The following is a 25,958-nucleotide window of genomic DNA, read 5'->3' as shown; positions in this document are numbered from 1 at the left end:
TGCCACGTTTCCGAGGATGGCATCGAGGTTCCGCGGGTCGATGAGCAACCTCCGCCCGGGATAAGTGCTTGCGAAAATCGAGCCAAGGGAGGCCGGCTGATCGTCTTCGGACCGTAGCGATAGAGCGAGCTACCGGGACAAGTGACCGCGTCGTACTGACCACTGAGCTGCAACGTCAGCAATCTTCGAACGGCAACGTAGCGAAAAGTGTTTCGTCGACTGACGGCGACAGACCAGTCCTGGTCAGTAACAAACCATCGCACCACACACGTTCGACGCGTCCCCACGCACAGGCTGAAGCAGCGTCCGGGAAGAAACCTCGTCCGTGATAGTTGGCGCTCGTGTTGCAGAGCAACGGAATACCCGTCAGCTTTTCGTATTCGACCAGAAGTTGCGCCACCGGATGCTCGGAAGTTCTCGAAATGGTCTGCAATCGGGCAGATCCGTCGAGATGCACGACGGCAGGGATTCTTTCTCGCCATTCCGCGCGCGTCTGATGATCGAACAACATATAGGGATCAGGGCTCCCCGGGCTAAAAATGGTCGGCGCACGATCCTCAAGGCAAATTGGCGCAACGGGACGGAAGTGCTCTCGAAACTTGATGTCGTTGAGATGATCCTTCATTGTGGGCAAAGTCGCGGCGGCCAAAATGCTTCTGCCCCCCAATGCTCGTGGTCCGAGTTCGGCTCGGCCGGCAAGGAAAATGACGGGCTTGCTAGTGGCGAGTATGCTGGCGAGTTCTGCAATGGAGCAAGTAGAGGCCGTCCATCCGGGCGGTACTTGGCAACCTTTTAAGGCCGGTCCGCTATATACCGACCACTCCAGCGGCACGAAGCCCTTCTCAACTGCCAGCGCGCAACAAGCGGCGCCAATCGCAGACCCGCTATCGTTGGGAAACGGCGGCACCCAGATTGCGTCGAACAAACCGCTTGCGCGCAGGGCGCTGTTCCATTTGATATTGAGTCCGCATCCGCCGGCGATGCACAGATTTTTCGGCCCCGCAATCGAATGGCGCTGCAGCGCGATACCCATTTCATCAACGAGAAGACGCTCGAGAAATACATGGAACGAGGCGAGTACGTCTTCGGGCGGCTTGGCTTCCAGTCGCAGCGCGCTTGCTTCGAAGAACTCTCCTACAGCCGCTAGTGACGCGTCCGCGCTGTGGATGTTCTCGCGATAAGCTTGCGCACACTCCGTGTCGCCAGCAAAGCGTGCCTGATAAAGCTCGCGAAATACCTCAACGATATCTTCGTCAACGGAGCCCAGCGCGATGTAAGCCATCAGCTTGCCGGCCACACCCAGATCCCACCGGGCGCCGCCCGGCTTCTTATAAGGACCAAAGTGATGACCCGCCGCAGCGTAGATGTGACCTATCACGGGGAACAGGCAGTCAATATGGCGGGCGTGGTGGCGTTCTACATGATAGAGGCGTGGGACGATGCCACCATCCCACACCAAACAGAATGCAGGTTGCCCGCTTTGGGCAAAGGGACTGGTGCAGTACGCGGAGGCCACATGGCCTGACACGTGAGGATAGCTTTTATAAGGAAAGGACTGGCCCCCGACAAGCAGTCCGGAGCCGTCGATCGAAGCGAGAAGATCATCGGCTTGGCGTTCGGCATAAGGGGCCCCTTTCAGGCTGACGGGAATCGACCCACTGAGGACGCGAAACTGCGACTCGACTACTCCGTCCCAGCCGTCGATGACAAACTGGTCGATATCGTGCGCATCGAAACCATGCTCGGCCAATGCGATCGCGATCGCGTCGAGGTCGTCGATCGCCTGATACCGCGGATTGTTGTCTCGCTTTTCCTGCTCCACGCAAAAAACCAGTTTTCCATCCTCGACAAGGGCGATCGCTCCGTCGTGCGTCAGTTTGATCCCACAGATGCGCATAATATCTCCCGGCCTAAGGCTGGTAAGTTGGTCCACACGAAGGCGAAGCCGCGTTTCGAAAACTGGCGAGCAGACAGTCTTCATTCAACGACTGACCGACGCACCTCAAACGATCGATTTCAACCAGCTCTTCTTCCAGGATGGCTATGACCGTCTCGGCTCCGGCAATGTGGCCCCATCGCCGGCAATTGGCGTCATGTGCCGATCCGAAAACCAGCTGTCCACCGGGCGCAAGCATCCGTGCTAAATTGCGGACAGCCGCGCGCACCTCGGCGCTGCCGTCGAGGTAATAAAGAACCTCCGCCACCACGACCAGATCGAACTGTTGCTCAGTCGAAAAATGCTGGACATCGGAGACGATCCAATTGATGTGTGGTGGGTCCATCATCCGTTCGCGTGTCCTGGCAATTGCGTGTGGCACGATATCGATCACGGTGAGCCGTTGGCAGTGCGGTGCCAATTTTTCCGTGAAGGCTCCGCCTGCGCATCCGACTTCGAGCGCATTTGTGACGGATCCCTGCGAAAGTGCCATCCGAAGCATTTGCCTGTGGCGCTCCTGCTCAAAGGGATTGCTGTCGAGCCGCCATGGATCGTCTGCGTCCAATTCCCGACGCAGCAATTCGAAGTTCGTTTGATGTGTCAATTCCGCCTACCTTTATTGTGCGCCACTGCAAGTGTCCGGACCTTGGGCCGGGACTGGTGCTCCGTTGGACACCGGCGTGTTGGTACAAGAACTACACGGCGGCCAAACGCTATTGTTTAACGTTCTAGACAAATAGCTCGCGAGCGCTGTTACCTGGTTTCAGATCTTCAGCCACTCATTGGAAGGGCGTCGTTACCGTGACAACGCCCGTGAGGGATGTAGCCGAACCCGACGCTGTTCCCACAATCCGCGCAGCTCCTCGACGAGGGCTTCACGTCGAGTCTGCTCAGGCGTAAATGTATCGAGAAGATGTCCGATTACGGCTTCGCCTTCGATCTGCATCAGCAGATCGAACAACTCATGTGAAATACGCACACTGTCACAGTTGGAGCCGCCGGTGCGAATTTCGCACACCGTCTCCTGACGATCCCGCGCTGTGTGAGCGCGGACTCGATAGAGCGATGCATAGGGCGGCAGTGAAACCGCGAGCGCAGTCCAATGTTCCTGCGTTGCGGGCCGCTTTTTGACGAGGAACGGCCCGACCACAAGTCCATCCAGCTCTGTCGTCAGAAATGTGGCAATCGCGTCTGCAACCGAATCTACGATCGGCTCAGCGTTGTTATTAAAGGAAGTATTGAGCAGAATTGGGATTCCTGTCCGCTTCTTGAACGCATTAATAACCTCCCAATAGGGGGGATTGGTCTTGCGCGATACTGTTTGCAGCCGCGCTGTACCGTCAATGTGCGTGATGGCGCCGAGCAAGGGACGCTTGGAGTCGCGCACGCGAACTACAAAATTCATAAAAGGGAATTCGCGGGTGCCCTCTGGGAGGTCAAAAAATTCGCGCGCATCGTCCTCGAGCACTGATGGCGCGAACGGTCGGTAACCCTCACGCTTTTTGACCATGGCGTTGATCCGGTCCTTGTTTGCCGCCGGCCTGGGATCGGCAAGAATGCTGCGGTTGCCAAGCGCGCGTGGCCCGAACTCCGAACGACCCTGCACCCAGCCGATCACGGCGCCATTGGCCATCCAGTCCGCTGCTCTGCCTGCCACGTCATCACTGCGTTCAACGTCGAGGTGTCCGGCCCACGCATTCAATTCTTGCTCCACGACCAGATCGCTCCCCAGATCGGGCCCCCAATAAACCTCCTGTAATCGCTCACGTGGCGCGGGCCGACCGAAGTCGTTTGACATCATCAGGGCAGCGCCTAATGCGCAACCGGCGTCATGCGCTGCGGGCTGCACGAAGATGTCTTCGAAAAGTCCCGAATACAGCAGCTTACCGTTCATGGTGCAGTTATGAGCTACTCCTCCGGCTATACACAGCCGCTTCATACCGGTGACCTCGCGATGATGGCGGAGAATGTGAAACACGATCCGCTCCAGCGCTTCCTGCAATGAAGCACCCACATCTCGATGCTGCTGTGTGAATGGCATTCCCTTTCGCCGGACCTGGATGCTGCGGAGCAACGTCGGACCGATGCGGTCCAGGTAGACGCGGTACTCACCGTTGGCGGACAGTTGATAGAATTGCTCGAAGAGCCCGCGATAGGGAGCGGGATCCCCATAAGGTGCAAGCCCCATGACCTTGTATTCGTCGAACAAGCCGTAACCGAGATACCGGATTGTTTCGAGATAAAACAGCCCTAGAGAATTATGCTCTGCGAAAGTCGCGAGTTGCGTAATTTCGGTTCCAGATCCGAGCGCCAAGAGCCCCGAGAGGAAATCACCGCCGCCATCGACCGCGAGGATCAGACTTTGGTCGAATCCAGACATCGCAAACGCGCTCACGGCATGCGCCAGATGGTGACTCACGAATGAGACTCGCGAAGGATCGACCTCGGTACCGAATTCCCGCATTAGTAAGTTACGCAGAAACAGCTTGGCATCCACCGGATTGGAGATGTTCGGCTGGGACAGGCACAGGCGTTCGAGCATAACGTTGCAATAGGCCTCGGTAGCGTAAAACGCGATGTGGTCGATATCGCTGAGCTGAATCCCTGCGGATGCGAGGCAGTATTGAATTGAACTGCTCGGGAACTTGTTAGAGTGCTTGATCCGGTTGAGGCGCTCCTCTTCGACGGCCGCTATTACGCGTCCGTCCCGGACAAGCACCGCAGCGCCGTCGTGCAGAAATGTGTTCGGCAGTTCGAGTGAATTTTCATGAACTTTGTCCAGCCCGCCGCTCACTCCTAAGCACAGCATGTTTCTCTCCTTCATCGTGGTAGGAAGCCCCTATTGGCAAGACTCGAACCCCTACTACATAGGTCAGGTAGGGTATCGCTCGCCGCTGCGAACACCGGTCAGACGTCACCAGCCCCAAAGAATCTCGCGTAGGGTCCGTCTGCAAAATGGCGCCGCAATTCATGAAAATGCTGTACCGTTTGGTCCAGGGTCGCGTTTCTTGGCGAAGGATGGCGCGACCAGAAAGCTGAAGCGCTGGAACCCCGAGGAAATCCTCAATCGTTGCCAAACATGCGGCGGGTTAGCGAGGAGGGCTCCCGATGCATGTGATTGATCGACAACTGCTGCAACGTCATTTCCTCGGCTTTGCTCAGTTCTACGACACACTTCATCCACTACCCCGGCACCACGAAGGTGCCAGCAGGTTTGCGAAATTCGATCGGATTTACAAGGAACACTATCCTCCATGCCGTACAATTCGTAAAATCGTTTGTCTTGATGGAACACATCCACACTATGGATAAGTTGGGATCATGCGTTTCAAGGGCCTCGATCTAAATCTCCTCGTCGCGCTCGATGCTCTGATGACCGAGCGTAACCTCACTGCGGCGGCACGCAGCATCAACCTGAGCCAGCCGGCCATGAGCGCGGCCGTCGCCCGGCTACGCGCCTATTTCTGCGACGAACTATTTACGATGAGGGGCCGGGAACTTGTCCCAACACCGCGTGCAGAAGGGCTCGCTGCTCCAGTCCGGGAGGCTCTGGTGCACATCCAGCTCTCCGTTATTTCCCAGGACGTGTTCAACCCAGCCAAATCGGATCGCCGCTTCAGGATCATTCTTTCCGATTTCATGACAGTCGTATTTTTTCGAAAGATCGTGGAGCGTATTGCACGGGAAGCTCCCGCCGTCAGTTTCGAATTGCTGCCACTTGCCGATGACCCCGATGAGGTTCTCCGGCGCGGCGAAGCCGATTTTCTTATCTTGCCGGAATTTTTCATGTCGAGCGCGCACCCTAAAGCGAAGCTGTTCGAGGAGACGCTCGTGTGCGTAGGCTGCCGCACGAACCAGCAGCTATCAGGGCAGCTCACATTCGAGAGATATATGTCGATGGGGCACGTTGTGGTCAAGTTCGGGCGGGCGCGGCAGCCCTCCATCGAGGAATGGTTTTTGCATCAGCACGGTCTCAAGAGACGGGACGAGGTCATCGTGCCGAGCTTTAGCATGATCCCGCCTATGCTATTAAACACTGACCGTATAGGGACGATGCCCTTAAGGCTGGTCAAGTATTTCGAAAAAGCGATGCCTCTGCGGATCGTCGAACTTCCGCTGCCACGTCCCGCATTCACCGAGGCCGTCCAATGGTCTGCCCTTCACAACAGTGATCCGGCAAGCAATTGGATGCTGGAGATAATATTGCAGGAGGCGTCACGCATGATTCCTCCGCCTAAGACCACGCGAAGACCAATCCAGCCAAGTTAGGAAATGGGATCTTTCAGCAAGGTTTTTGCGGCATGGATTTGTGGGGTTTCGAGGGTTTTGTGGCGATATAACGTGTATCGCCACACCAGGCCTCATTCGGCGCGGTGACGGCAAACGCCTGATCGAGCAGGTTCGGCGGGACTGGCAAGCCGTGTGTCAATCTGGTGGTTGCCTTGATTTGCGTTTCCGGTTGCAACGCAACCCCTGCTTGCGACGGTCTCTTTATCGGATGTATGCCGAATTGTCGGCACCGCTGGACTACCGGTTTCCACGGCTCGCTGAAAAAGCGTCCACGGCATGGCGTGCGCGCCCGCGCGAAGCCTGCGGTGAGCGTCGGCTTTAACTACTGAAACGATCGCCATGAACTGCAATGGAGTTCTGCCATAGCCATGCCGGGGACATATTGTCAATCTGTCAGTTGATCTTCCGGCGGCGATTATCGGGATCCGGACTGTGCGAGCAAGGCTTCCACGACGTCCAAGCCTATGCAATCGATCGGGTCCAGCCTGCGCAGCTTGGCGATCAGCTTCAGTGCAACGGCGCGCTCACCGCGCCGCACGCTGATGAACGCGAGCGCCTTCAGTGTGAAGAGCCAGAAGCGGCCCGGACCAGGAATGGTGAAGTCGGTGTCGCCCGGCTGTACCGCACACCAGTCGCTGTCGAGCGACGCTTGCCGGGCGGCGACCGCCAAGGCCTTGGTCGCGACCTCCTGCGCCTCGCCAAGTTCACCCCGGTTCGCATGGAACTTATACAGCAGATAGTAGGGTGGCAGGCAGCGCGGGTACGACAGGACCGCAGTCCACAACGCGGCGGCCACATCGTCATTGCTGCCGCCGCGGGTTCTCTCGATCAGCTGTAGCACGGGGGAGGGAACGTTGCCGCCGAAGAGAACGGTCGATTCGATACCAGTAATGAGATTCATCAATTTGCTCCGATATGATGAGGCGTCCGGCCGCTTTTGCAGCGCTCGGAAGCCGATGTGACGATGGATGTGTTTGTCTACGCGAACCTGAACTGGATGCGATGCCCGCCGCGCGGACACGCCCATTCGAGGTTGTGATGGTCCGTGCACAGAATGCGGCAACTACGGGTTAATGTTCAGCTCAGTGCAGTCGGCGGTGAGGCCGGTCAAGAGCGTCGTTGCGACAGATCCGGCGAGATCCCGGGCCATCGAGGTTGCACCGAGCAGCAGAATCTCGGAGCGGTACTTGTTGACCGGGTCGGTCAGCCCCTTCGTGAACGGTTCGTTGCGATAGCCGAGCGACACAGGGTCGTGAATCACATACGCTTTGTCCGCGCCGAAACTGAACGCCTCACTGGCAAACTGCTCAAGCGGCTCGTCGGTACCGCCGAGCACGGCCACAGCGACACGACTGCCGAGTTTGTCGGCGGGCTTGCGCGCCTCACCGAGCAGCTCCCACGACACGCTATGCACGTGGCCGCGGTCGTGCTCGAGAAAGACCCAGACGCCCTGGTAGGCTTTCAGATGTTCGGGCAGATCGAGGTTACGGCCGGCGGCCCGTTTGACCGGCGCGGCCGGCTTCTTTTCCGAGGCAGCGGGCGAGTTCATGAGGCCCTCTTCATCAACAGGTCCGCCTCCAATGTCGGATGGCGAGCGAATATCTTGTGCACGAGTTTCAGCGACACGTCGCGCAGGCTGGACGCTTTGAAGACCTTTTGCTCCGCGGGCGTGGATACAACGAAGTCGTTGTAGGCCTTCTGCAGTAAGCATCGATAGACGGCGAGCACGGCCGTCGAGTTGTTACGCGGCAGTTCTTTCTGTTGCTCGATATACTGAAAGAAGCGCTTGAGGATGTGCAGGCGGCTCACGTTCAGCACCTTCTCGTCGAATGCGATGTCGAAGAATCGCAGGAAATCCTCGGCCGACGACGGGTGAAGCAGTTGTTCGATAACTTCTTGCATGTCGTTACTTCTATTGGACAAGTTTGGCCGCCATAACCACACTCACGACACCTTCACCCGCGTGCTGTGGGCTTGGGTCAGGAAGCGGCGCAGATCGCTTGCATTCGGCGCCTGCTTGTACTGCGTGACGAAAGAGCGGATGCGCGCAAGCAGGAGCGGGATGAGCCGCTCCGACACGCTCACGCCTAGAGCGTCGTAGGCCTCACGCACACTTTGAGATCCAGAATGTTTCCCGAGTATCGTCGACCGTTGCCGGCCGAGCTCTGCCGGATCGAATCCCTCGTAGGTCGTGGGGTGCTTCGCGAGGCCGTCGGTGTGAATGCCCGACTCGTGAGTAAAGATGCTCCTACCGATGATGCTCTTGTTGAAGGAAACTGCGCGGCCTGAGGCTTGTTCGACCAGCGACGAAATGTCGGGCAGCGCTCTGGTGTCGACGCCAGTGTCTCGTCGCAGCAGGTGTCGCGCGCCCATCACGACTTCTTCCAGCGCTGCATTGCCGGCGCGCTCACCCAACCCGTTGACGGTGGTGCTCGCATGGGTCGCGCCGGCCCCAAGGGCGGCCAGTGTGTTGGCTGTGGCGAGCCCGAGGTCGTCGTGCGCATGGATTTCGATCTCCAGATCGACGGCGACGCGCAGCGCTGCAATGGCGTAGAAGGTCTTAAAGGGGTCCAGGATACCGACAGTGTCGGCAAAGCGCACGCGCTGGGCCCCGTGCTGCTGCGCGCATTGAGCCACTTCTATGAGAAACGAGGGATCCGCGCGCGAGGCGTCTTCCATGCCGAGGGAAATCTTGGGATGGTTTTTCGCTGCCTCGTCGACGACGCGTGCGATCTGCGCTAGTACCCAACTGCGCGACTGCCGCAGCTTGTGTTGCAAATGAATATCCGAAACGGGAACCGAGAGATGAACGATATCGGCATCGCAGCGCAATGCCGCGGTGAGATCCTCGTCGGTGAGGCGCCCCCAAACCGTCAGGCGGGCGTCGAGGTTCAGGTCGACGATTGCAGCGATGCACGCCATTTCGTCTTCGCCCATGGCAGGAATTCCGATTTCGAGTTCGGCCACGCCGGCTTGCGACAGTGCGGCGGCGATCGCGCATTTTTCCTCGGTGCGAAACGCGACACCGGCGGTCTGCTCGCCGTCACGAAGCGTCGTGTCATTGATGATCGGATTGAGCATGTCAGGTCTCTTGAGTTGTCGGCGATGGATCGCAAGCGTTGTGCCAAGCGAGCATCTACAGTCGGAGCACAATTTGCGGGATGTTGACCGGCACAATGTCGGGTTATGGCGGTGCATCATCCGATTGTTCGTGTCGCGAATGTTACGTTCCGGACAATGCGGCAGCGCTGGAGGTGGCTCGATCGGTTCCATCCGCTAGCGGACAGAATGTCGAACTGATGTCGGTGGCGTCCCGCAGCGTTTTCGGAATTTCCGATAGATCGGCATCCCGATAAGCGTCGCCGACAAGCGGGTCTGGCAATGCCAGCTTCTCGTCGATGCCCGCAAGCCCCGCCGCGATCAGGGCCGCAAAAGCGAGATACGGATTGAGATCCGCACCGCCAATGCGGCACTCAACGCGGACGGCGTCCGAGCCGTCGCCGTAAAGGCGGAAACCGACCGTCCGATTGTCTTGGCTCCGTGCGACCTTGGTCGGCGGAAACGTACCGATCTGGAATCGCTTGTAGGAGTTGAGGTGGGGCGCCAGAAAGAGGGTGATGTCCTTCGAATATTTCTGCAGGCCCCCAAGGTAATGGTGCATCAGATTGAGACGTTTATATGTGGATGCGGTACGAACGCTTTGCCGCGCGGGCAACGTTTCACAGGGGAATCTTCCTGTCCGTGCAAAATCTGGCGGTGGGCCAGTGCCGAGCTGATTGCGGTAAGGCTCAGAAGCTCCCAGGTTTCACGGAGTCGACGGATGCACAAATCGTTAGTCGGTAAGGGATTTTAGAAACCAACTGCTAGATTCTCAACGGAAAGCACGAGCGTCATCTAGATGCTTTGGGAGTGCGATGGACTCCAGGCATGCCGAGAGCGCGCGCGGGTCCTCGTTGAAGCAGGGAACGATGACATCCACGCCCGGCAGAGTGTCGGAGTCGACCAGGCCGTCCGACAGCGATGACACGTTTGTCGGCTGAGCATAAAGCGTCTGAGTGCTTTTATAGACAGTCGAGAGCAGCGCATAACACGAGACAGCGACAGTGCTAGTTGCGCCAAGCAGGTTCATAGGGTGTCTGGTTTGTCCGGTGAGGTTGAGGAAGCGATCGGATTGCAAACCCCCGGTCATGCAATGCTGGAATCATGAGGGAAAGCGCCATGAGGGTCTGCTCGCGCCGACTAGCGAGAGTGCATCGTCCCAACTCATCGGGAGGGCATCCGTCGTGCAAGAGCACAATTGCACCCGGCCGGACAGAGGCCAGCACTGCGCTGACAATCGCGTCCACGCCGGGACGAGACCAGTCTCGCGGGTCTACCGACCAGTGGAGGGGCGCCAGACCAGCGCTCGTTGACGTAGTGAACACTGCTTCGGTCCACATGCCATACGGGGCACGCATATACCGCAGCGAAGCATGGGGGCTCGCCATCCTGATGACCTTGCTTGCCGTTAGTATTTCCTGTTGCACTTCGGTGGGTTCGCATCTGGACAGGTCCGGATGAGTCATCGTGTGGTTTGCGACCTCGTGCCCTTCTGCGATCATCCGTCGGATCAGCTTCGGCTGGTCCGCTGCGTACGCACCGATGACGCAGAAAGTCGCTGGCACCCGGTGTTCCGCCAGCACATCGAGGACCTCCGGTGTGCAAAGTGGATTAGGGCCGTCGTCAAACGTCAAATAGACGTCGCGACGTCCGTTGGTGTCAGCGCACTCGCTGCGCGCTTCGGATAAGCAGTGCCTCACAGCTCTGGCCCGTTCCGATCAATTATCGTTCCGGTCGGCCAATCGCTCATTGACCGTCCAATCGGTAAGACGACAATGAGTACGTCCTCGATGCGCGTGGGCGGCGTGTCGAGATGCACTTCTCGAAGGGTCGACCTCACGCGAACTCCAGACACAATAGTCGCCAGACCGTGTCGGCCGAGCAGCCTTGCAATATGTTGCCGCAACGCGTGTCGAACCGTGCCGAAGCCGAATGGAACGTCAAGTTCCTGCAACACGGGATACATCACGCGCATTAAATGAGGGATTCCGAGTCCCTCGAGATCCGGACGTACCGCGTACAATCCTAGTTCGGCCACTAGTAGATCGACTGCGCCAACCTTGATGAAACGACGCAGTGCGCCGACATGAGCCGCTACGCCGCGCGCGTCGTAGCCGATTGCACGGACCTCTGGCCTCGCACCAGCCCAACTGTGATTGCCTTCGAATGGTTTTGCATTAAACGCCCCGGTCGGTCCGTAGGTCTTTTGGAAGAACTCGGACAGTTCGATGTGGTCGGCGAGTCGCAACTCATTTTCCCAAGCCAGCCTCCACCGCACCTGAGAGCGCAGGGAGAGAGGTCCTCTATCTGTGGACACGGCCAAATTCACGACTGCCTCCTATGCGCCGTCCGGCCTTTGAGGGTGGACCTGACGCACGCGAAGGACTTGCTGAGAAAGCGGTGCGATTTCAAGAAATCATCTGCACTCTGGAACAGTGCTGGGATGAAGCCCGAAGAAAAGAGTATTTCCGTCAACGCTTCACGGACCGATTGAACCTCTTCCACGATGGAGATTACATCGAGTGCGCGTGCCTTTCGCACCGGATCTACCAAAGACTTCCCCCGCATCTTCCGCACGATCTGACCGCGATTGACACGAGATCCATTTGGCCGGGTCGCTGAAGCATTTGGCACCTGCAATCGGCTGCTCCCGATTTGTCGCGAAGCCCAGCCGAAGTCGAGGGTTGCCTCAACTGTACGAAGGTAAGCGGCCGATATAGAAAGGGTTTGGAGAACTATGCGAAGTTTTGCCGGTAGTAAGCGCCTACGCGACCTGCCAGACGCTTGCCGCGTCGTGTCGGCGCGATCCAGCTTGCCCATGCCGCCGAAGACCGTGGCCGCATTGGACATGTGCCTCGGTTGATGCTCGGCGTACACCTGAGGATTTTTCTCGGAGTCAGGGCAAAGATCGACAACCATCTTGATATGCCCAAATTCTATTTCTCCGGCCCGACGTTTTGCTACAGTATTCATGAGAGCGTCCACGAGAAATTGACTTGAAATTCGGTGCCGTATCCGCCGAGAAAGTTCAGCGAGTTCGGGATCGGCGATTTCCTTCGTCCAGGTGATGAAGCGTCGCCAGTGCTGCTTCATGTGCCCACCGTTATGGCCGCCCATCGGGCCGTACACGCCGCTGTTGCGCCATGCGTGAGCCGGTCACGGACCGACTGCCCGCTCACGCCGAGTTGCCCGGCGGTGAGCTTGCGCTTGATCCTGTGTCCGCGCAACGACAGGGCCGCCGCTCGCGTGCGCGTGTCCCGATGCATGTGAGTGATCGACAACTGCTGCAACGTCATTCCTCGGTTTCGCTCAGTTCTACGACACACTTCATCCGCTACCCCGGCACGACGAAGGCGCCAGCAGGTTTGCGAAATAAATGGATTTACCAGGAACACTATCCTCCATGCCGTGCATTTCGTAAAATCGATTGTTTTGATGGAACGCATCCACACTATGGATAAGTTGGGATCATGCGTTTCAAGGGCCTCGATCTAAATCTGCTCGTCGTGCTCGATGCTCTGATGACCGAGCGTAATCTCACCGCGGCGGCACGCAGCAAGGCCGAACTCAACGTCGTTCGCTACGCCGATGACTTTATTGTGACCGGTATGTCGAAAGAAGTGCTCGAATTCGAGGTGCTTCCGGCGGTCAGGCAGTTTATGGCCGCTCAAGGTCTGGAGCGCTCGGAAGAGAAGACCCGGATCACGAACATTGCAGACGGTTTCGATTTCCTTGGCCAGAACGTGCGCAAGTACGACGGCTACCTGCCCAGCGCCTGCCCGCTCAAGGAACGATGTCACCCGGCGACTACCGTCGCATTCGACGATAAGAACATGAGCATATAGTTGAAGCCATGCAGCGTCGGCTAGAGCGCAAGCCTGACGCAATGAACATCCGCAGAAGCACATGTCGAACATGTCTTCGGCACGCTGAAGCACTGGATTTGGGGCCACACACTTCCTGACCCGAACGCTCGGACGGGTCAGCACCGATAGGCTCGGATCTGACGATCTGAAAACAGTTTCCATACGTTCTCGGCCAGTTCAAGAGGAACATTTTGTCGCCCGACACGGAAGCGCTTCTTGTGCCAAATATCCCGCTGCGCCGGGGTGGGCATGCCCGAAGAGGTCGCAAAGATAGATCATCTTCGTCCTATGCTCGGATGCGGCGAGTTATCTCACGGGCACCGAGGCAGAAATCAATGATGGACGACACCTGTAATCGGCTGCACCTGGAGTAGACAAATCGCAGTTGATTTGAGCGACATCAATGGAACTCGCGTTCCTAACGGAATCCACGCAGCGAAATCGCAAAAGCAGAAAATAAGTACATCAAGGCACTACAGTTTCACCGTCCTTCCATGAAAGGGCATTATCTTTTGAAGTCAGCCCGTGAAATTGGGCGCTAGATCGAGGATGATATGCAACACAATGCCCGCAAATCCGAACAAGGTGACGGGGAGCACGGCCCCCACAACGGGGACGTCGTCATGCTGCATATCGCTTCCGTACGCGAAAGGCCTGGCTCAAAGTCCGAGACGGACCACGCGGTCCCTATTGTGCAGTGGCACGAGAGCGTGCTTACCGGCATCTTCGAAATATCGAAGGTACTCACCGCCCCCTACCGGCTCGAAGTCACGTTGGCCAACGTCATCGATCTCCTGCAATCGTTTGTTCAGATGCGGCTCGGTATCGTCTCTCTCTTCGACGATGATGGCGTACCGGAGATTACCGTTGGCGCGGACTGGAGCGAAGGCAGCGATGAGCACTACCGGATGCGCCTGCCGCAGAAGGCAATTGACCAGATCATGGCGACGGACAGGCCGCTCGTCGCCGAGAACATAGCGGTGCATTCGGGCTTCAGTGCCGCCGACATGGGCGTGCTCGGTGCCTCCGACAACATGCGAGTATCGTTCATTGGCGTCCCTATTCACATCGACGCGAGAGTCATAGGCACGCTGACCATCGACCGCATCCTGGACTATGGGTCGAACTTCCGGCTCGATTACGACGAGCGGCTGCTTACCATGGTCGCCAACCTGGTGGGGCAGACGGTGAAGCTGCATCGCTTTTTCAAGAGCGACCGCGAGCGATTGATGGCGGGGAAGGACGGGCTGCAAAAGCCATTGTCCGAGCTCAAGCACCCTGCAGGGGAGCGTAAGAAAGTTCAGATCGAGGGGATCATTGGCGACAGCCCGGCGCTGCGCGGGCTGCTCGAGAAGATCGCGGTGGTAGCCGAATCGAACAGCACGGTTCTGTTGCGCGGCGAATCCGGTACCGGGAAGGAGCTGGTCGCCAAGGCCGTTCACGAGCTGTCGCCGCGCGCCATGCGGCCCTTCATCAAGCTCAATTGCGCGGCGCTCCCGGAGACGGTGCTGGAATCCGAATTGTTCGGTCATGAGAAGGGTGCCTTTACCAGCGCCTTCAATTCGCGCAAGGGGCGCTTCGAGCTCGCCGACAAGGGGACGCTGTTTCTGGACGAGATCGGCGAGATCTCGGCCTCGTTCCAGGCAAAGCTTCTGCGCGTCCTGCAGGAGCAAGAATTCGAGCGCGTCGGCAGCAACCAGACCATTAAGGTCGATATTCGCGTGATTGCCGCCACGAATAAAAACCTGGAAGAGGCGGTGGCAAGGAACGAGTTCCGCGCCGACCTTTATTATCGCCTCTGCGTGGTTCCCTTGCTGTTGCCGCCGTTGCGTGAAAGGCGCAGTGATATTCCGCTCCTCGCCGTTGAGTTTCTCAAGAATTTCAACAGCGAGAACGGCCGTACGCTGACGTTCGATGCGAGCGCGATTGAAGTATTGATGAACTGCGGTTTTCCCGGCAATGTCCGCGAGCTCGAGAATTGCGTGCAGCGGAGCGCGACCCTGGCGCCGGGACCAGCGATCGTGAGAAACGACTTTGCCTGCTGCCACGGCCAGTGCCTGTCCGCGATGCTGTGGAAGAGCCGATCGGACGAAATGGCGCCGCAGCCCGGGCGAATCGTACCAGTGCCCGTGAAGCCGGCTACGCCGCGGGCTGAGGCTGCTACGTCGGGCGCAGTTGCTGCGGTCCAGCCTGTCGGCAGCGAGCGGGCTCCGTTAGCGGCTGACGGCGCAGTCCTCGGAAGTGATGCGAAGATGACCAACCGCGAGCGTCTCATCGCCGCCATGGAAAGATCCGGCTGGGTGCAGGCAAAAGCGGCGCGGCTGCTTGGACTGACGCCGCGCCAGATTGGCTACGCGCTGAGAAAATACGGTGTCGAGATCAAGCGTCTCTGAAAGGACTGTCGGACTTGCGGCGTGTCGGGGCCGCGACATCGCGACTGAGGCGAATGGCTCGGAGAAGTCAAATCTGGATTTGGCGCGGACCTTGGCACGATCACGATCGGAAGCGGCCCCTGTGTCGGTGCTAATTCGGTAAGCGTCGAGAACAGCACGTCCGACCTTAGGGGGCGGTCCGTATCTCGACTAAGGTGATGCGAACGCGGCGCTGTCATCGCCGGTTCGTTGGCCATGTCGCGCTCAGCGCACGGTCGACTGCTGCCACGCCGCCGGCTGCCAGATTGTCGTCGGCCAACGATGCGATGGCGGGCCGTTTGGACATCGTGTGTCTTGTCAGACGGACCGTTGCAGCAACGCTTCCACTACGGGCCGAGGCAGCCCGAATACATGATCGCGACGGTATCGGGCGCCTGGCGTTTCTGCTGTTCCGCCCAGAAGGCCTTCAGCAGCGCGGTCCAGCCCTTGCCGCCCGGCGCCCCGCCGATGCGGCGGCGGCCGGTTCTCGGCGCAAGCAAACACATGTCGTTCTGCTCTGGCAATGACGATGTTCCTCAACCGAACTTGAACAGGATGCCGTGACCACCGCGCGGGTAGTCCCACTCGATATTCTGGTGGTCGGTACAGAGGATGCGGCAACTGCCGCATTCGAGGCAGCCGTCGGTGATCAGCGTCACCGCGCCGTTGCCTTCGGCCTTGTAGCACGAGGCCGGGCAGACGAAGGTGCAACTCTTCGCGCTGCATTCGCTCTGGCAGACGTCGGCATCCTTGATGTGGACGTGCGGCCGTCCTGCATCGACGCGATAACGGTTCTGGAACAGCTTTTCCTCTACGTTGACGGGTAGGATGCTCATCGGAAGGCCCTCAGGAGTTTGTAAGCGTCACCCACGATGCCGGAAAGCGAACGGGCTGTGCGGAAGCTCGAAAAAATCTCGCGCTCCTTGCTTTTCTTGTCCTTACCGTCGACCGTGATCATCGTGCGCGCGGCGCGTGCCATGAGGTCGGGGTAGGTCGTGAAGAACTGCGGATTCTGGTGCAGCACGGCCGGCATGTCGCGGTATTTGTGCAGGTCTTTCATCACGAAGCTCTGATCGAGCGCGGCCTTGTAGGCCTTGAGCGTGCCGGCGCGGTAGCCGTGGCCCGCGGCTTTCGCGTGGATCACCGTTTCGGCGGCGAGGCGTCCCGTGGTCATCGCAAGATTCGATCCTTCCCGGTGCGCGGCGTTCACGAAACCGCCTGAATCGCCAACGATCATCCAGCCGTTGCCGTAGACCTGCGGGATTGCGTGAAAACCGCCTTCGGGAATCAGATGCGCGCAATACTCCTTCATCTCGCCGCCCGCAATCAGCGGTGCGATCGACGGGTGCTGCTTCATCTTTTCGAGGAGCACGTAGGGGCTCGTGCGGTTGGGGTTTTTCTTGAAGTCGCTCAGCATGCAGCCCACGCCTATGGTGAGCGATTCCTTGTTGGTATAGAGGAAGCCAGTGCCCATCATGCCGTCGGTGATCCTGCCGACCATCTCGATCACGACGCCGTCGTCCTCGCCGACGTTGAAGCGCTGGCGGATCGTCTCCTCTGGCATGAAGAGAATCTCCTTGACGGCGAGCGCAACGTTACCGGCCCCGATCTCTCCATGAAAGCCCGCCTTGCGCGCGAGCGTCGAATTCACGCCGTCGGCGAGCACCACCACGTCGGCATAGACATCGCCGTGCTCGCGGTCGCACTGCACGCCGACCACCCGGTCGCCGTCCATGATCAGTTCCTTCACCGTGGTCTCGCAGAGCAGCAGTGCGCCGGCTTCGCGCACTTTCGATGAAAACCACTTGTCGAACTGCGCGCGGATGATTGTGTAGCGGTTATAGGGCGGCTTGTTGTAATCCTCGCTGCGCACATGTGTACCGACAAACGACGTATCGTCGAGCATCCACATCCGCTGCTCGATGATGTGGCGCTCCAGCGGCGCATCGTCGCGGAAGTCCGGGATGATCTCTTCGAGCGCCTTCGCGTACAGGATCGCACCCTGAACGTTTTTGCTGCCCGGATATTCGCCCCGCTCGATCTGCAGCACTTCCAGACCTGCCTTGGCCATCGTGTAAGCGGCAGCGTTGCCGGACGGACCGGCGCCGACCACAATCACATCGAACTGTGAAGGTTTTCTCATCGTGATTCTCCTCAGGCAGCCTGCTTGCGGCGCCGGGTCAAATGCTCCGCAAAAGCCTGCTTCAGCGCGGGCAACACTTGCAACGCATTGCCGACAATCCCGTAGTGTGCGAAATCGAAGATGGGTGCGTTCGGGTCGGTGTTGATCGCCACGATCACGTCTGCGCTTTCCATGCCCACGCGGTGCTGGATCGCTCCGGATATGCCGGCGGCGATGTAGAGCTTGGGCCGCACCGTCTTGCCGGTCTGTCCCACCTGGCGCTCCCCCTCGACCCAGCCGGCCTGCACGCATGGCCGGGTCGCACCCACTTCGCCGCCGAGCACGTTCGCCAGTTCGAACGCCAGCTGGAAGTTCTCAGGGCTCTTCAACCCCTTGCCGCCGCTCACGATCACATCGGCATAGGGCAGGTTGATCCGGTTGCTGCTCGCATCCGGGATAAAGTCGAGCAGCCTCGTGACGATGTCCGTCTCGATCATCCCCAGCGTTCCATAGACGATGTTGCCGGTGCGTTCGGCGTCGCGCGGCGGCATCGGCATCACGCGGGGGCGCACCGTCGCCATCTGCGGACGGTACGCGAGCGTCATGATCGTGCACAACAGGGAGCCGCCGAAGGTGGGGCGCGTCGCCGCCAGCGCCCGCGACGCGGGATCGATGTTGAGTCCGGTGCAATCGGCGGTCAGCCCGGTCAGCAGGGTCGTCGCTACGGAGCCGGCGAGGTCGCGGCCCATCGACGTCGCGCCCAGCAGCAGGATCTCGGGCTGATGCCGGTTGACGAGGTCGGTCAGCCCTTTCGTGAACGGCTCGTTGCGATAGCCTTGCAAGACCGGGTCGTGGACGATGTACGCATCGTCCGCACCGTAAGTGAAGGCTTCTGCGGCGAACTGTTCGAGCGGTTCATTCGCGCCGCCGAGCACCGCGATGCCCACTCGGCTGCCGAGCGTGTCGGCCAATTTGCGCGCTTCACCGAGTAGTTCCCACGAGACGCTGTGCACGTGTCCACGGTCGTGCTCGATAAAGACCCAGACGCCTTTGTAGGCCTTCAGGTGTTTCGGCAGTTCGAGATTGCGTCCTGCGCGGCCGGCGGGTTTCTTCGCGGGGGCGGCGGGTGCGTTCATGAACCCTCCTTCATCAGCAGGTCAGCTTCCAGGGTAGGATGGCGCGCGAAGATCTTTTGCAGCAGGTTCACCGACACGTCGCAAAGACTCGATGCGTCGAGGTCGAGCATCTCCGCTTTCTCGCTGCGCGGCGTCGGTCCAAAGACTTTACTGACCACGGTCGGCGAGCCCTTCAGGCCGATCTTGCCAAGATCTTCGATGCCGGCCTGTTCGCAGTTCCATTTGTGCACCGGATAGCCGGCCGCATGAATCATCGCGGGCAGCGTCGCAAAGCGCAGTTCGTTGGTGTTCTCCAGCATTGTGATCAGGCACGGCAGCGCAGTCCTGAGCACGTGCACGCCGCCCTCGGCGCGGCGCTCGACGGTGATCGTGCGCGCATCGAGAGCGGTCTCGACGATGCGCGACACGTAGGTCAGCAGTTGCAGCCCGAGGCGTTTGGCGATACCGGGGCCGACTTGCGCGGTGTCGCCGTCGATCGTCTGCTTGCCAGTGAACACGATGTCCACCGCCTGCTCCTTCGCGATCTGCTGGATACCCGCTGCCAGCGCGTACGACGTAGCGAGCGTATCCGCGCCAGCGAATGCACGGTCGGTGAGCAGCACGGCGTCGTCCGCGCCGAAGCTGATGCACTTGCGCAGCGCTTCCTCGGCCTGCGGCGGGCCCATGCAAAGCAACGTGACCTTGCCGCCGAAGCGGTCCTTCAGTCGCAGCGCCTCTTCGAGTGAAAACAGGTCATACGGGTTGACGATCGCCGGAACACCCTGGCGCATGATCGTGTTGGTGACCGGATGAACGCGGATCTGCGTCGAGTCCGGGACCTGCTTGATGCAGACGACAATGTGCATGGTCTTAACGATGTGCATGGTCTTGCTCCACCTGTCAGGCAAGGGTGCGCGCGGGCAGCGACGCGCGCAGACTGTCGAGTGAAACGTGCTGCCGCCCATTTGTGTCCCGGAACACCTTGAACACTTTTTCCTGCGCCGGCGTGGAGGTGACGAAGTCGCCGTAAGCCTTCAGCAGCAGTGCGTGATATGACGCGAACAGGGCGGGTTCTTCGCCTTCCGGCAGCGCGTCCTGTTGCTGGATGTACTGAAAGAAGCGCTTGAGGATGTGCAGTCGACTCACGTCGACGACCTTCTGGTCGAACGGAATGCCGAAGAACTGCAGGAAGTCCTCGGCTGAGGACAGCGCCTTGAGTTGCTGGACAAAGCTTTCCATCGCGTTTACTCCTTGCAAGCGGATGAGGATACGTATGGACAGAGCGTCGGCTCGGCGAAGTACTTGTCGCAGGCGCCGCTGGTGGCGCACGGCGTCGTCGTGCCCGACTGTTCGGGTTTCGCGACGCACCTCGTGAAGCCGACCACAACGCCGCTCATGACAATTCTCCGACGGTGTAGCGCAACTCGATCAGGAAGCGATACAGGTCGGCGGCGCTGGGCGTTTGCTTGTGCTGGGCGGCATGGTGGCGGATACGGGTCAGCAGCAGCACGAGCAGCTTTTCACTGACGGCCAGGCCGAGCGCGTCATAAGCCCGGCGCACGCTTTGCGAACCCGAATGCTTGCCGAGCACGACCGAGCGTTCGCGACCGAGTTCGGCGGGATCGAAGCTCTCGTAGGTCGATGCATTTTTCGCGAGCCCGTCTGTGTGGATGCCGGACTCGTGCGTGAATACGCTGGCGCCGACAATGCTTTTGTTAAGCGCGACCGGGCGTCCTGAAGCCCGTTCGACAAGCCGCGAGATGCTCAATAGCGCGGTCGTGTCGACGCCGGTGTTGCGACCCATGATATGGCGCACGCCCATCACGATCTCCTCCAGCGCGGCATTTCCGGCGCGTTCGCCGAGACCATTGACAGTGGTGTTGGCGTGGGTTGCGCCGGCGCGCAGTGCGGCAAGGGTGTTCGCGGTCGCGAGCCCGAGGTCGTTGTGCGCATGGATTTCGATTTCCAGATCGACCGCGTCGTGCAATCGCGCAATCGCTTCATAGGTCGAAAAAGGATCGAGGACGCCGAGCGTGTCTGCAAAGCGGATGCGTTGCGCACCGCACTGTTGCGCGTGCCGCGCCACGTCGGCAAGGAACGAGGGGTCCGCGCGCGAGGCATCCTCCGCGCCCAGCGAAACCTTGCGGCCGCTTTTGACGGCGGCGCTGATCACGCGATTCACCTGCGCGAGCACCCACGAGCGCGGCTGGCGCAATTTGTGTTGAAGTTGGATATCGGACACGGGAATCGACAGGTGAATGATGTCGGGATTGCAGCACAAGGCCGACGCCAGGTCCGCGTCGGTGAGACGGCCCCAGACCATCAGATCGGCGTCGAGATTCAGTGCGACGATGGTCTGGATGCAATCGATTTCCTCGGCACCCATCGCGGGGATACCGATCTCCAGTTCGGGTACGCCGGCGCTTGAGAGCGCCTCGGCAATCGCGCATTTTTCGGCAACCGTGAATGCGACGCCAGCGGTCTGTTCGCCGTCGCGCAGTGTGGTGTCGTTGATGATCGGATTCGACACGGGAAGTTGTCCTTTAGGCATTTGATCATACGGTTTGCAAGTACTGCGCCATGCACCGTTAGTGCGAATAGCCGCTTGCCGCGGGGGTTTCCGGTGTTCGCTGGCGCTGTGATGAAGCGGTTCCAACGAAGACCTGTCGCGAATGTCCTGTTTCGAACAGCCAGGTGTAGCGATGAACACGGCGCTGCAGAAAGCGATGCGCGATGCGATGGGCGTGGTCAGCCAGGACGTGCGGATGCGGTCGGCGCGATGCAAACGCTGTAGGGATTGGCTATCCATAGGAACGGCGATGCGGGAAGATAAACACAGGCGGCGGCTATCAGCGCGGCTATGACCGCTATGGCGCTTGAAGAGGCCGCACGGCGCTAAGGACGCATGCCCTCAACGCTCACGCGCGAGCTCGCGCGTATGTGGCGGCAGTTCGATCGTCAGGTCGGCGTTGCGCAGCTTCACGCAGCACGCGAGACGCGATTGCACGTCAAGGCCCCACGCATTGTCGAACTGGTTGTTCTCCTCGCCGTCGGGAGGCGCCAGTCAGTGAGATCTTCATGATTGCCTCACACGGAAAACGAACTGCCGCAGCCACAGGTGCTCTGCGCATTGGGGTTGTGAATGACGAAGCGCGAACCTTCCAGGCTGTCTTCGTAGTCGACGCGCGCGCCGGGCAGGTATTGCTGGCTCATCGAATCGACCAGCAGCGTGACGCCGTCCGTGATGGTCTGCATGTCGTCGTCCGCCACCTGGTCGTCGAACGCGAAGCCGTACTGCAAGCCCGAACAGCCGCCGCCGGACACGTACAGCCGCAGCTTCAGGTTGGGATTGCCTTCTTCCTCGATCAGCGAGGCCACTTTCGCAGCGGCCTGAGGCGTGAATTCGAGTAGGCCGGGCATGACGCCGGGTGTGGCGGAAGCCGGTTGGGTGAGCGTTTCCATGGAGGTTCCTCTCAGGCTTGAATGGACTCATTTCGGGTTAGACGAGCAGGTCGGTTGCTCGGCGAGTTACAGGTCGTCGGCTGCTGCGCCTCGAATCGTCTGGCGCGAGCGAAAGTCAGACACGGCCGCCTTGATCGCGTCCTCGGCGCGAGAATCGAGCAGTGGATCTCGACCGGCGGCAATGGCAGTTCCTCGACGATCTGATGCGTGCACAACGTCCCCGAGCGCATGCCGCGCTCGTGGACGCCGCCGTGCATTTGGCACGCGATCCGCATGCGCGGCCCGAGCCCCACGAGGTCCAGACAATCTCGTGCGGGTCCCCGTTGACGAGCGAGCTGACCTGCTCGCGGGCCAGTTCCACCGCTTCTTCGCCGACCCAGCCGTAGGCATGCGAACGGCTGGCGGGATTGCCGTACATCTCGGTCAGGTAAGGCAGCATGCGTCTGATCACGCGCGGATCGACCGGCGTGGTGGCGGCATGATCCAGATGCACCGGGTTGGCGCCGCGCGGATGGAGGCTGGTACTGACGCGTTGGAAATCCGACATTGCAGGCTCTTGAAAGCGGAGTAATGCGACCTTGAGGGCAACTTCCATGCCAGTGGATTTTCACGCTCTAGTGGCCTCTTTCAGCTGGGCCGCTGTTGTTTCGCTGTTGTTTTTGTGTCGATGCGCCCGACGAGTGAGGATTGCCGCCGTTCTTTTTGTCGGATTTGTCGTTACGCGCGCGGGATTGACATGCGCGATGGCTGAATCGTCAGGCGTAGAAATGCGCTTACTTCAAACGCTGTGTCTTTGCGTCGATCATGCGCCTTGCGCTGGTACATCGAAAGCGCGCAGCGCACAAAGGGGAAGTCAACGGTGAACATTCAGGCAAGCGTTGGACGGCGTCTACGAGGTGAGCAAGACGCTGGTTTCGTCGCTCGATGTGGCGAAAGCCTTCCGCGAGTCCCTGAATTATCTGGTGCAGACGATGGAGTGGCGGCGCGCCTTTGTGGTGCTGGCCGAACCGGACGGGCAATTGCGCGGCCTGAGCGCTACGGGACTTTCGCGTGACGAGCAGCAGCGGACGACCACACGTTCGCGAAATCGCAAGCCGGGGAAGCCGGAGGGTGAACGCGAACGATTGATCTGGTTTGTGCGGGTCCCTCTCGCTGGTTCAGAACATGCTGTCCGGGTCGTGTGAGATTTGTCGCAACACCGACACGACGCAACGAAATTGTAGGGATACGTCGCGCGCCGGGATCAAACAGAACTGCGAAATATATCCTAACCCATTGATTCCTGGCGTTCTTGTCGAGTGGCATGGATCTGGCTCCATGGCTTGCGCGCGGCCGCCGTTGGTTGCGAGGAGATATCCATGCAAGCGAGTTCAAATGCGAGCGACTTGCCCGCAGCGGCCTATATCAGCATCGGGCAGATTAAACCGCTCGGCGTGAAGATCGAAGACCCCACCACCGGTGGCGGCTGCGGCACGCACGGTGGCGAGGGTAGGGCCAGCTGCGGTGCGTCGGGTAGTCTCGACGACATGCCGCCGGACATCTGGGAGAAGGTCAAGAATCACCCATGCTACTCGGAAGAAGCCCATCATCACTATGCGCGCATGCATGTGGCGGTGGCGCCGGCTTGCAACGTCCAGTGCAACTACTGCAACCGCAAATACGACTGCGCGAACGAGTCGCGTCCCGGCGTGGTCTCTCAGAAGCTAACGCCGCAACAGGCAGTGAAGAAGGTCGTGGCGGTCGCAAGCGAGATTCCACAGATGACGGTGCTTGGCATCGCCGGTCCCGGTGATTCGCTGGCGAGCCCGAAGAAGACCTTCGAGACGTTCCGGATGCTGCAGGAACAGGCGCCGGACATCAAGCTGTGCCTGTCGACCAATGGCTTGGCGTTGCCCGACCTCGTGGACGAAATCTGCAAGTACAACATCGACCACGTGACAATCACCATCAACATGGTCGACCCGGCGGTGGGCGAGAAAATCTATCCGTGGATTTTCTGGAAGCACAAGCGCGTGACCGGTTACGAAGCAGCCCGAATCCTTCATGACCGGCAGATGAAGGGTCTCGAGATGCTCACCGCACGCGGCGTGCTGACCAAGATCAACTCGGTGCTGATTCCCGGCATCAACGAGGAGCACCTGATCGAGGTCAACCGCGACGTCAAGAAACGCGGCGCGTTCCTGCATAACATCATGCCGCTGATCTCGGAGCCCGAGCACGGCACTCACTTTGGCCTGAGCGGCCAGCGCGGACCGACTGCGCAGGAACTCAAGGCCGTGCAGGACGCCTGCATGGGCGGCGCCAACCTGATGCGTCATTGCCGCCAGTGCCGCGCGGATGCGGTTGGCCTGCTGGGCGAGGACCGCAGCGAGGATTTCACGCTCGACAGGATCGAGCAGATGGAAGTGGTCTACGACCTCGACCGCCGCCGTGAATACCAGCAGCGCGTCGAAGCCGAGCGTCAGGCGCAGCACGACGCGAAGCAGGAAGCGCTGGCTGTCTCTCGCGAGATCGACGTCGCCGACGACATGAAGGCGCTGGTCGCGGTCGCAACGAAGGGCGGCGGCCGGGTCAACGAGCACTTCGGCCACGTCACGGAGTTTCAGATCTTCGAGGTCTCGGCAGCCGAAGCGCTGTTCGTCGGCCATCGCCGGGTGGACCTGTATTGCCGGGGCGGTTACGGCGACGACGAGCAACTACCGTCGGTCGTGCGCGCGCTCCACGACTGCCACGCGGTGCTGGTCGCGAAGATCGGCGCCTGCCCGAAAGACGAACTGGCGCAAGCGGGCATCGAGCCGGTCGATCAGTACGTCGGCGAATTTATCGAAAAAGCGGTGCTTGCTTGGTTCAACGACTACCGCAGTCGCATCGCCAGCGGCGCCATCGTGCACCGGGACCGCGGCGATGCTTCGATCCGCCAGGGTGCTTACACCTCGTCAGCCTCAGCGGCGTGACACCCCCACACCCTTCCAGACAGGACAACAGGAGAGCCTCCATGCCTCTGAAGATTATTGCGTCCACCTGTACGGGATGCTCGGCCTGCGAACCCGAATGCCCCAATGTCGCGATCAGCGAGAAAGGCGGCGTGTTCGCGATCGACCCCAAGAAATGCACCGAATGCGAAGGCCACTTCGACGACCCGCAGTGCGTCGCCGTGTGTCCCGTGGACGGCTGCATCGTTCAGGTTTGAGTCTGGCTCGTGGCCGGGCCGGCCATTCATCCATCAGGAGACTACGCATCATGCTGTCCAACGTAACTGTTACGAGCGCCGCCGAGAAGTTCATGCGTCGTATCGTGCGCTTTTCGGGCCTGCCGGCTGGGGCCGGCTTTCGTCTGGTGGTGAGCGCCGGCGGCTGTTCCGGCTATACCGCGAAATTCACCGCCGAGCCGGCGCTGCAACCAGGCGAACAGGAACTCGACATCAACGGCCTGCGCGTATTCCTGCCGGCTGAGAGCCGGCTGATGCTCGAAGACATAACGATCGATTTCGCCGACACGCCAACCCAGTCCGGCTTGATCTTCTTCAATCCGAACCAGGCCGCTTGTGGTTGCAGCAGCAGTGCGGAATCGGCGCCGCCGGGCGTGGCGACCATCGATATCAGCGCGATTGGCCGCGGGCGGCCGCCGCTGCCGCGTCAGATCTCCTGAAGAGGAGCG

Annotated in this window: 24 protein-coding genes and 6 pseudogenes; 7 read left to right on the top strand and 23 right to left on the bottom strand. The window is 59.8% G+C overall.

Going from position 1 to position 25,958, the window contains the following annotated elements; translation table 11 throughout:
• Window positions 1-175 precede the first annotated feature (175 nt).
• The 3 genes from nodU to HDG33_RS30665 all read right to left on the bottom strand — a co-directional run bounded on the left by nodU (window position 176) and on the right by HDG33_RS30665 (window position 4,745).
• Window positions 176-1,897, bottom strand: a complete 1,722-nt coding sequence (gene nodU / locus HDG33_RS30675) for a nodulation protein NodU (RefSeq protein WP_184038150.1) — start codon at window positions 1,895-1,897, stop codon at window positions 176-178.
• 13 nt (window positions 1,898-1,910) lie between these two features.
• Window positions 1,911-2,540, bottom strand: a complete 630-nt coding sequence (gene nodS, locus HDG33_RS30670; RefSeq protein WP_184038147.1) for a nodulation methyltransferase NodS — start codon at window positions 2,538-2,540, stop codon at window positions 1,911-1,913.
• A 192-nt stretch (window positions 2,541-2,732) separates the two neighbouring features.
• The gene (locus tag HDG33_RS30665; protein WP_184038144.1) at window positions 2,733-4,745 is read right to left on the bottom strand and encodes a carbamoyltransferase; all 2,013 of its coding nucleotides are present in this window, start codon (window positions 4,743-4,745) and stop codon (window positions 2,733-2,735) included.
• Between the two features lie 512 nt (window positions 4,746-5,257).
• Here HDG33_RS30665 and HDG33_RS30655 point away from each other — a divergent pair.
• Window positions 5,258-6,205, top strand: coding sequence for a LysR family transcriptional regulator (locus tag HDG33_RS30655; RefSeq protein WP_184038141.1), 948 nt, complete (start codon window positions 5,258-5,260; stop codon window positions 6,203-6,205).
• 58 nt (window positions 6,206-6,263) lie between these two features.
• On the opposite strand, the pseudogene HDG33_RS37720 reads toward HDG33_RS30655, so the two are convergent.
• The 9 genes and pseudogenes from HDG33_RS37720 to HDG33_RS30615 form a co-directional block, all read right to left on the bottom strand.
• Window positions 6,264-6,443: pseudogene (locus HDG33_RS37720) on the bottom strand (IS3 family transposase); the annotation flags it as partial.
• Window positions 6,444-6,641: 198 nt separating this feature from the next.
• The gene (locus tag HDG33_RS30650) at window positions 6,642-7,127 is read right to left on the bottom strand and encodes a hypothetical protein (protein WP_184038138.1); all 486 of its coding nucleotides are present in this window, start codon (window positions 7,125-7,127) and stop codon (window positions 6,642-6,644) included.
• A 165-nt stretch (window positions 7,128-7,292) separates the two neighbouring features.
• Window positions 7,293-7,775 (bottom strand): annotated as a pseudogene (locus HDG33_RS30645) (electron transfer flavoprotein subunit alpha/FixB family protein); the annotation flags it as partial.
• Complete coding sequence (gene nifW / locus HDG33_RS30640) at window positions 7,772-8,128, bottom strand: nitrogenase-stabilizing/protective protein NifW (protein ID WP_260330637.1); 357 nt, start codon at window positions 8,126-8,128, stop codon at window positions 7,772-7,774. The pseudogene HDG33_RS30645 and the gene nifW (HDG33_RS30640), both read right to left, overlap by 4 nt.
• Window positions 8,129-8,170: 42 nt before the next feature.
• Window positions 8,171-9,307, bottom strand: coding sequence for a homocitrate synthase (gene nifV, locus HDG33_RS30635; RefSeq protein ID WP_184038134.1), 1,137 nt, complete (start codon window positions 9,305-9,307; stop codon window positions 8,171-8,173).
• 142 nt (window positions 9,308-9,449) lie between these two features.
• Window positions 9,450-9,941 carry a glutamine synthetase gene (locus tag HDG33_RS30630; RefSeq protein WP_260330636.1) on the bottom strand — a complete coding sequence of 164 codons (492 nt, stop codon included), beginning with the start codon at window positions 9,939-9,941 and terminating at the stop codon, window positions 9,450-9,452.
• Window positions 9,942-10,332: 391 nt separating this feature from the next.
• Entirely contained in the window at window positions 10,333-11,025 is a 693-nt protein-coding gene (gene nodB / locus HDG33_RS30625; RefSeq protein WP_184038128.1) for a chitooligosaccharide deacetylase NodB, read from the bottom strand.
• A complete protein-coding gene (locus tag HDG33_RS30620) occupies window positions 11,022-11,654 on the bottom strand; it encodes a NodA family N-acyltransferase (protein WP_311541613.1) in 633 nt (210 codons plus the stop codon). Before HDG33_RS30620 ends, nodB begins: the two co-directional genes overlap by 4 nt.
• Window positions 11,651-12,418, bottom strand: a complete 768-nt coding sequence (locus tag HDG33_RS30615; protein ID WP_184038125.1) for a hypothetical protein — start codon at window positions 12,416-12,418, stop codon at window positions 11,651-11,653. Before HDG33_RS30615 ends, HDG33_RS30620 begins: the two co-directional genes overlap by 4 nt.
• A 377-nt stretch (window positions 12,419-12,795) precedes the next feature.
• Here HDG33_RS30615 and HDG33_RS38480 point away from each other — a divergent pair.
• A pseudogene (locus HDG33_RS38480) lies at window positions 12,796-13,092 on the top strand (reverse transcriptase domain-containing protein); the annotation flags it as partial.
• 653 nt (window positions 13,093-13,745) lie between these two features.
• Window positions 13,746-15,584, top strand: a complete 1,839-nt coding sequence (gene nifA, locus HDG33_RS30600; RefSeq protein WP_184038123.1) for a nif-specific transcriptional activator NifA — start codon at window positions 13,746-13,748, stop codon at window positions 15,582-15,584.
• A 365-nt stretch (window positions 15,585-15,949) separates the two neighbouring features.
• On the opposite strand, the gene HDG33_RS30595 is transcribed toward nifA, so the two are convergent.
• The 11 genes and pseudogenes from HDG33_RS30595 to HDG33_RS30545 form a co-directional block, all read right to left on the bottom strand.
• The gene (locus HDG33_RS30595) at window positions 15,950-16,102 is read right to left on the bottom strand and encodes a hypothetical protein (protein ID WP_184038120.1); all 153 of its coding nucleotides are present in this window, start codon (window positions 16,100-16,102) and stop codon (window positions 15,950-15,952) included.
• Between the two features lie 36 nt (window positions 16,103-16,138).
• Window positions 16,139-16,438: a ferredoxin family protein gene (locus tag HDG33_RS30590; RefSeq protein WP_184038117.1), complete on the bottom strand. Its 300-nt coding sequence runs from the start codon at window positions 16,436-16,438 to the stop codon at window positions 16,139-16,141.
• Window positions 16,435-17,745 (bottom strand): FAD-dependent oxidoreductase, encoded by a 1,311-nt coding sequence (locus tag HDG33_RS30585; protein WP_184038114.1) that lies wholly within the window; start codon window positions 17,743-17,745, stop codon window positions 16,435-16,437. The genes HDG33_RS30590 and HDG33_RS30585 overlap by 4 nt, the downstream gene beginning before the upstream one ends.
• Before the next feature lie 11 nt (window positions 17,746-17,756).
• The gene (locus HDG33_RS30580; protein WP_184038111.1) at window positions 17,757-18,860 is read right to left on the bottom strand and encodes an electron transfer flavoprotein subunit alpha/FixB family protein; all 1,104 of its coding nucleotides are present in this window, start codon (window positions 18,858-18,860) and stop codon (window positions 17,757-17,759) included.
• Window positions 18,857-19,705 (bottom strand): electron transfer flavoprotein subunit beta/FixA family protein, encoded by an 849-nt coding sequence (locus tag HDG33_RS30575; protein WP_184038214.1) that lies wholly within the window; start codon window positions 19,703-19,705, stop codon window positions 18,857-18,859. The genes HDG33_RS30580 and HDG33_RS30575 overlap by 4 nt, the downstream gene beginning before the upstream one ends.
• A 34-nt stretch (window positions 19,706-19,739) precedes the next feature.
• Window positions 19,740-20,078 (bottom strand): nitrogenase stabilizing/protective protein NifW, encoded by a 339-nt coding sequence (gene nifW / locus HDG33_RS30570; RefSeq protein ID WP_184038108.1) that lies wholly within the window; start codon window positions 20,076-20,078, stop codon window positions 19,740-19,742.
• A 5-nt stretch (window positions 20,079-20,083) separates the two neighbouring features.
• On the bottom strand, window positions 20,084-20,236 hold the full coding sequence (locus HDG33_RS30565) for a hypothetical protein (protein WP_184038105.1): 153 nt from the start codon (window positions 20,234-20,236) through the stop codon (window positions 20,084-20,086).
• Window positions 20,233-21,369, bottom strand: coding sequence for a homocitrate synthase (gene nifV, locus HDG33_RS30560; RefSeq protein WP_184038102.1), 1,137 nt, complete (start codon window positions 21,367-21,369; stop codon window positions 20,233-20,235). The genes HDG33_RS30565 and nifV (HDG33_RS30560) overlap by 4 nt, the downstream gene beginning before the upstream one ends.
• 381 nt (window positions 21,370-21,750) lie before the next feature.
• Window positions 21,751-21,903 (bottom strand): annotated as a pseudogene (locus HDG33_RS30555) (2Fe-2S ferredoxin); the annotation flags it as partial.
• Window positions 21,904-21,926: 23 nt separating this feature from the next.
• On the bottom strand, window positions 21,927-22,301 hold the full coding sequence (erpA, locus tag HDG33_RS30550) for an iron-sulfur cluster insertion protein ErpA (RefSeq protein ID WP_184038099.1): 375 nt from the start codon (window positions 22,299-22,301) through the stop codon (window positions 21,927-21,929).
• 292 nt (window positions 22,302-22,593) lie between these two features.
• Window positions 22,594-22,848, bottom strand: a pseudogene (locus HDG33_RS30545) (aminotransferase class V-fold PLP-dependent enzyme); the annotation flags it as partial.
• Window positions 22,849-23,179: 331 nt separating this feature from the next.
• Between HDG33_RS30545 and HDG33_RS30540 the strand changes: the two are divergent.
• The 4 genes and pseudogenes from HDG33_RS30540 to HDG33_RS30525 all read left to right on the top strand — a co-directional run.
• Window positions 23,180-23,380: pseudogene (locus HDG33_RS30540) on the top strand (nif-specific transcriptional activator NifA); the annotation flags it as partial.
• Between the two features lie 279 nt (window positions 23,381-23,659).
• The gene (gene nifB / locus HDG33_RS30535) at window positions 23,660-25,255 is read left to right on the top strand and encodes a nitrogenase cofactor biosynthesis protein NifB (protein ID WP_184038096.1); all 1,596 of its coding nucleotides are present in this window, start codon (window positions 23,660-23,662) and stop codon (window positions 25,253-25,255) included.
• A 41-nt stretch (window positions 25,256-25,296) separates the two neighbouring features.
• On the top strand, window positions 25,297-25,491 hold the full coding sequence (locus HDG33_RS30530) for a 4Fe-4S binding protein (RefSeq protein WP_026226294.1): 195 nt from the start codon (window positions 25,297-25,299) through the stop codon (window positions 25,489-25,491).
• A 50-nt stretch (window positions 25,492-25,541) separates the two neighbouring features.
• Window positions 25,542-25,949: an iron-sulfur cluster assembly accessory protein gene (locus tag HDG33_RS30525; protein ID WP_184038093.1), complete on the top strand. Its 408-nt coding sequence runs from the start codon at window positions 25,542-25,544 to the stop codon at window positions 25,947-25,949.
• Window positions 25,950-25,958 lie beyond the last annotated feature (9 nt).

The sequence above is a fragment of the Paraburkholderia sp. Cpub6 genome, from assembly GCF_014201065.1.
GTDB classification, from domain to species: Bacteria; Pseudomonadota; Gammaproteobacteria; order Burkholderiales; family Burkholderiaceae; genus Paraburkholderia; species Paraburkholderia tuberum.
This window is presented reverse-complemented; position numbering and strand designations above follow the sequence as displayed.

Bases quoted from the DNA above. Each gene is read 5' to 3' on its own strand.
- nodU (WP_184038150.1), bottom strand. From the start codon at position 1,897: ATGCGCATCTGTGGGATCAAACTGACGCACGACGGAGCGATCGCCCTT.
- HDG33_RS30665 (WP_184038144.1), bottom strand. From the start codon at position 4,745: ATGCTGTGCTTAGGAGTGAGCGGCGGGCTGGACAAAGTTCATGAAAAT.
- HDG33_RS30655 (WP_184038141.1), top strand. From the start codon at position 5,258: ATGCGTTTCAAGGGCCTCGATCTAAATCTCCTCGTCGCGCTCGATGCT.
- HDG33_RS30650 (WP_184038138.1), bottom strand. From the start codon at position 7,127: ATGAATCTCATTACTGGTATCGAATCGACCGTTCTCTTCGGCGGCAAC.
- nifW (WP_260330637.1), bottom strand. From the start codon at position 8,128: ATGCAAGAAGTTATCGAACAACTGCTTCACCCGTCGTCGGCCGAGGAT.
- nifV (WP_184038134.1), bottom strand. From the start codon at position 9,307: ATGCTCAATCCGATCATCAATGACACGACGCTTCGTGACGGCGAGCAG.
- HDG33_RS30615 (WP_184038125.1), bottom strand. From the start codon at position 12,418: ATGAAGCAGCACTGGCGACGCTTCATCACCTGGACGAAGGAAATCGCC.
- nifA (WP_184038123.1), top strand. From the start codon at position 13,746: ATGCAACACAATGCCCGCAAATCCGAACAAGGTGACGGGGAGCACGGC.
- HDG33_RS30590 (WP_184038117.1), bottom strand. From the start codon at position 16,438: ATGAGCATCCTACCCGTCAACGTAGAGGAAAAGCTGTTCCAGAACCGT.
- HDG33_RS30585 (WP_184038114.1), bottom strand. From the start codon at position 17,745: ATGAGAAAACCTTCACAGTTCGATGTGATTGTGGTCGGCGCCGGTCCG.
- HDG33_RS30580 (WP_184038111.1), bottom strand. From the start codon at position 18,860: ATGAACGCACCCGCCGCCCCCGCGAAGAAACCCGCCGGCCGCGCAGGA.
- HDG33_RS30575 (WP_184038214.1), bottom strand. From the start codon at position 19,705: ATGCACATTGTCGTCTGCATCAAGCAGGTCCCGGACTCGACGCAGATC.
- nifW (WP_184038108.1), bottom strand. From the start codon at position 20,078: ATGGAAAGCTTTGTCCAGCAACTCAAGGCGCTGTCCTCAGCCGAGGAC.
- HDG33_RS30565 (WP_184038105.1), bottom strand. From the start codon at position 20,236: ATGAGCGGCGTTGTGGTCGGCTTCACGAGGTGCGTCGCGAAACCCGAA.
- erpA (WP_184038099.1), bottom strand. From the start codon at position 22,301: ATGGAAACGCTCACCCAACCGGCTTCCGCCACACCCGGCGTCATGCCC.
- nifB (WP_184038096.1), top strand. From the start codon at position 23,660: ATGCAAGCGAGTTCAAATGCGAGCGACTTGCCCGCAGCGGCCTATATC.
- HDG33_RS30530 (WP_026226294.1), top strand. From the start codon at position 25,297: ATGCCTCTGAAGATTATTGCGTCCACCTGTACGGGATGCTCGGCCTGC.
- HDG33_RS30525 (WP_184038093.1), top strand. From the start codon at position 25,542: ATGCTGTCCAACGTAACTGTTACGAGCGCCGCCGAGAAGTTCATGCGT.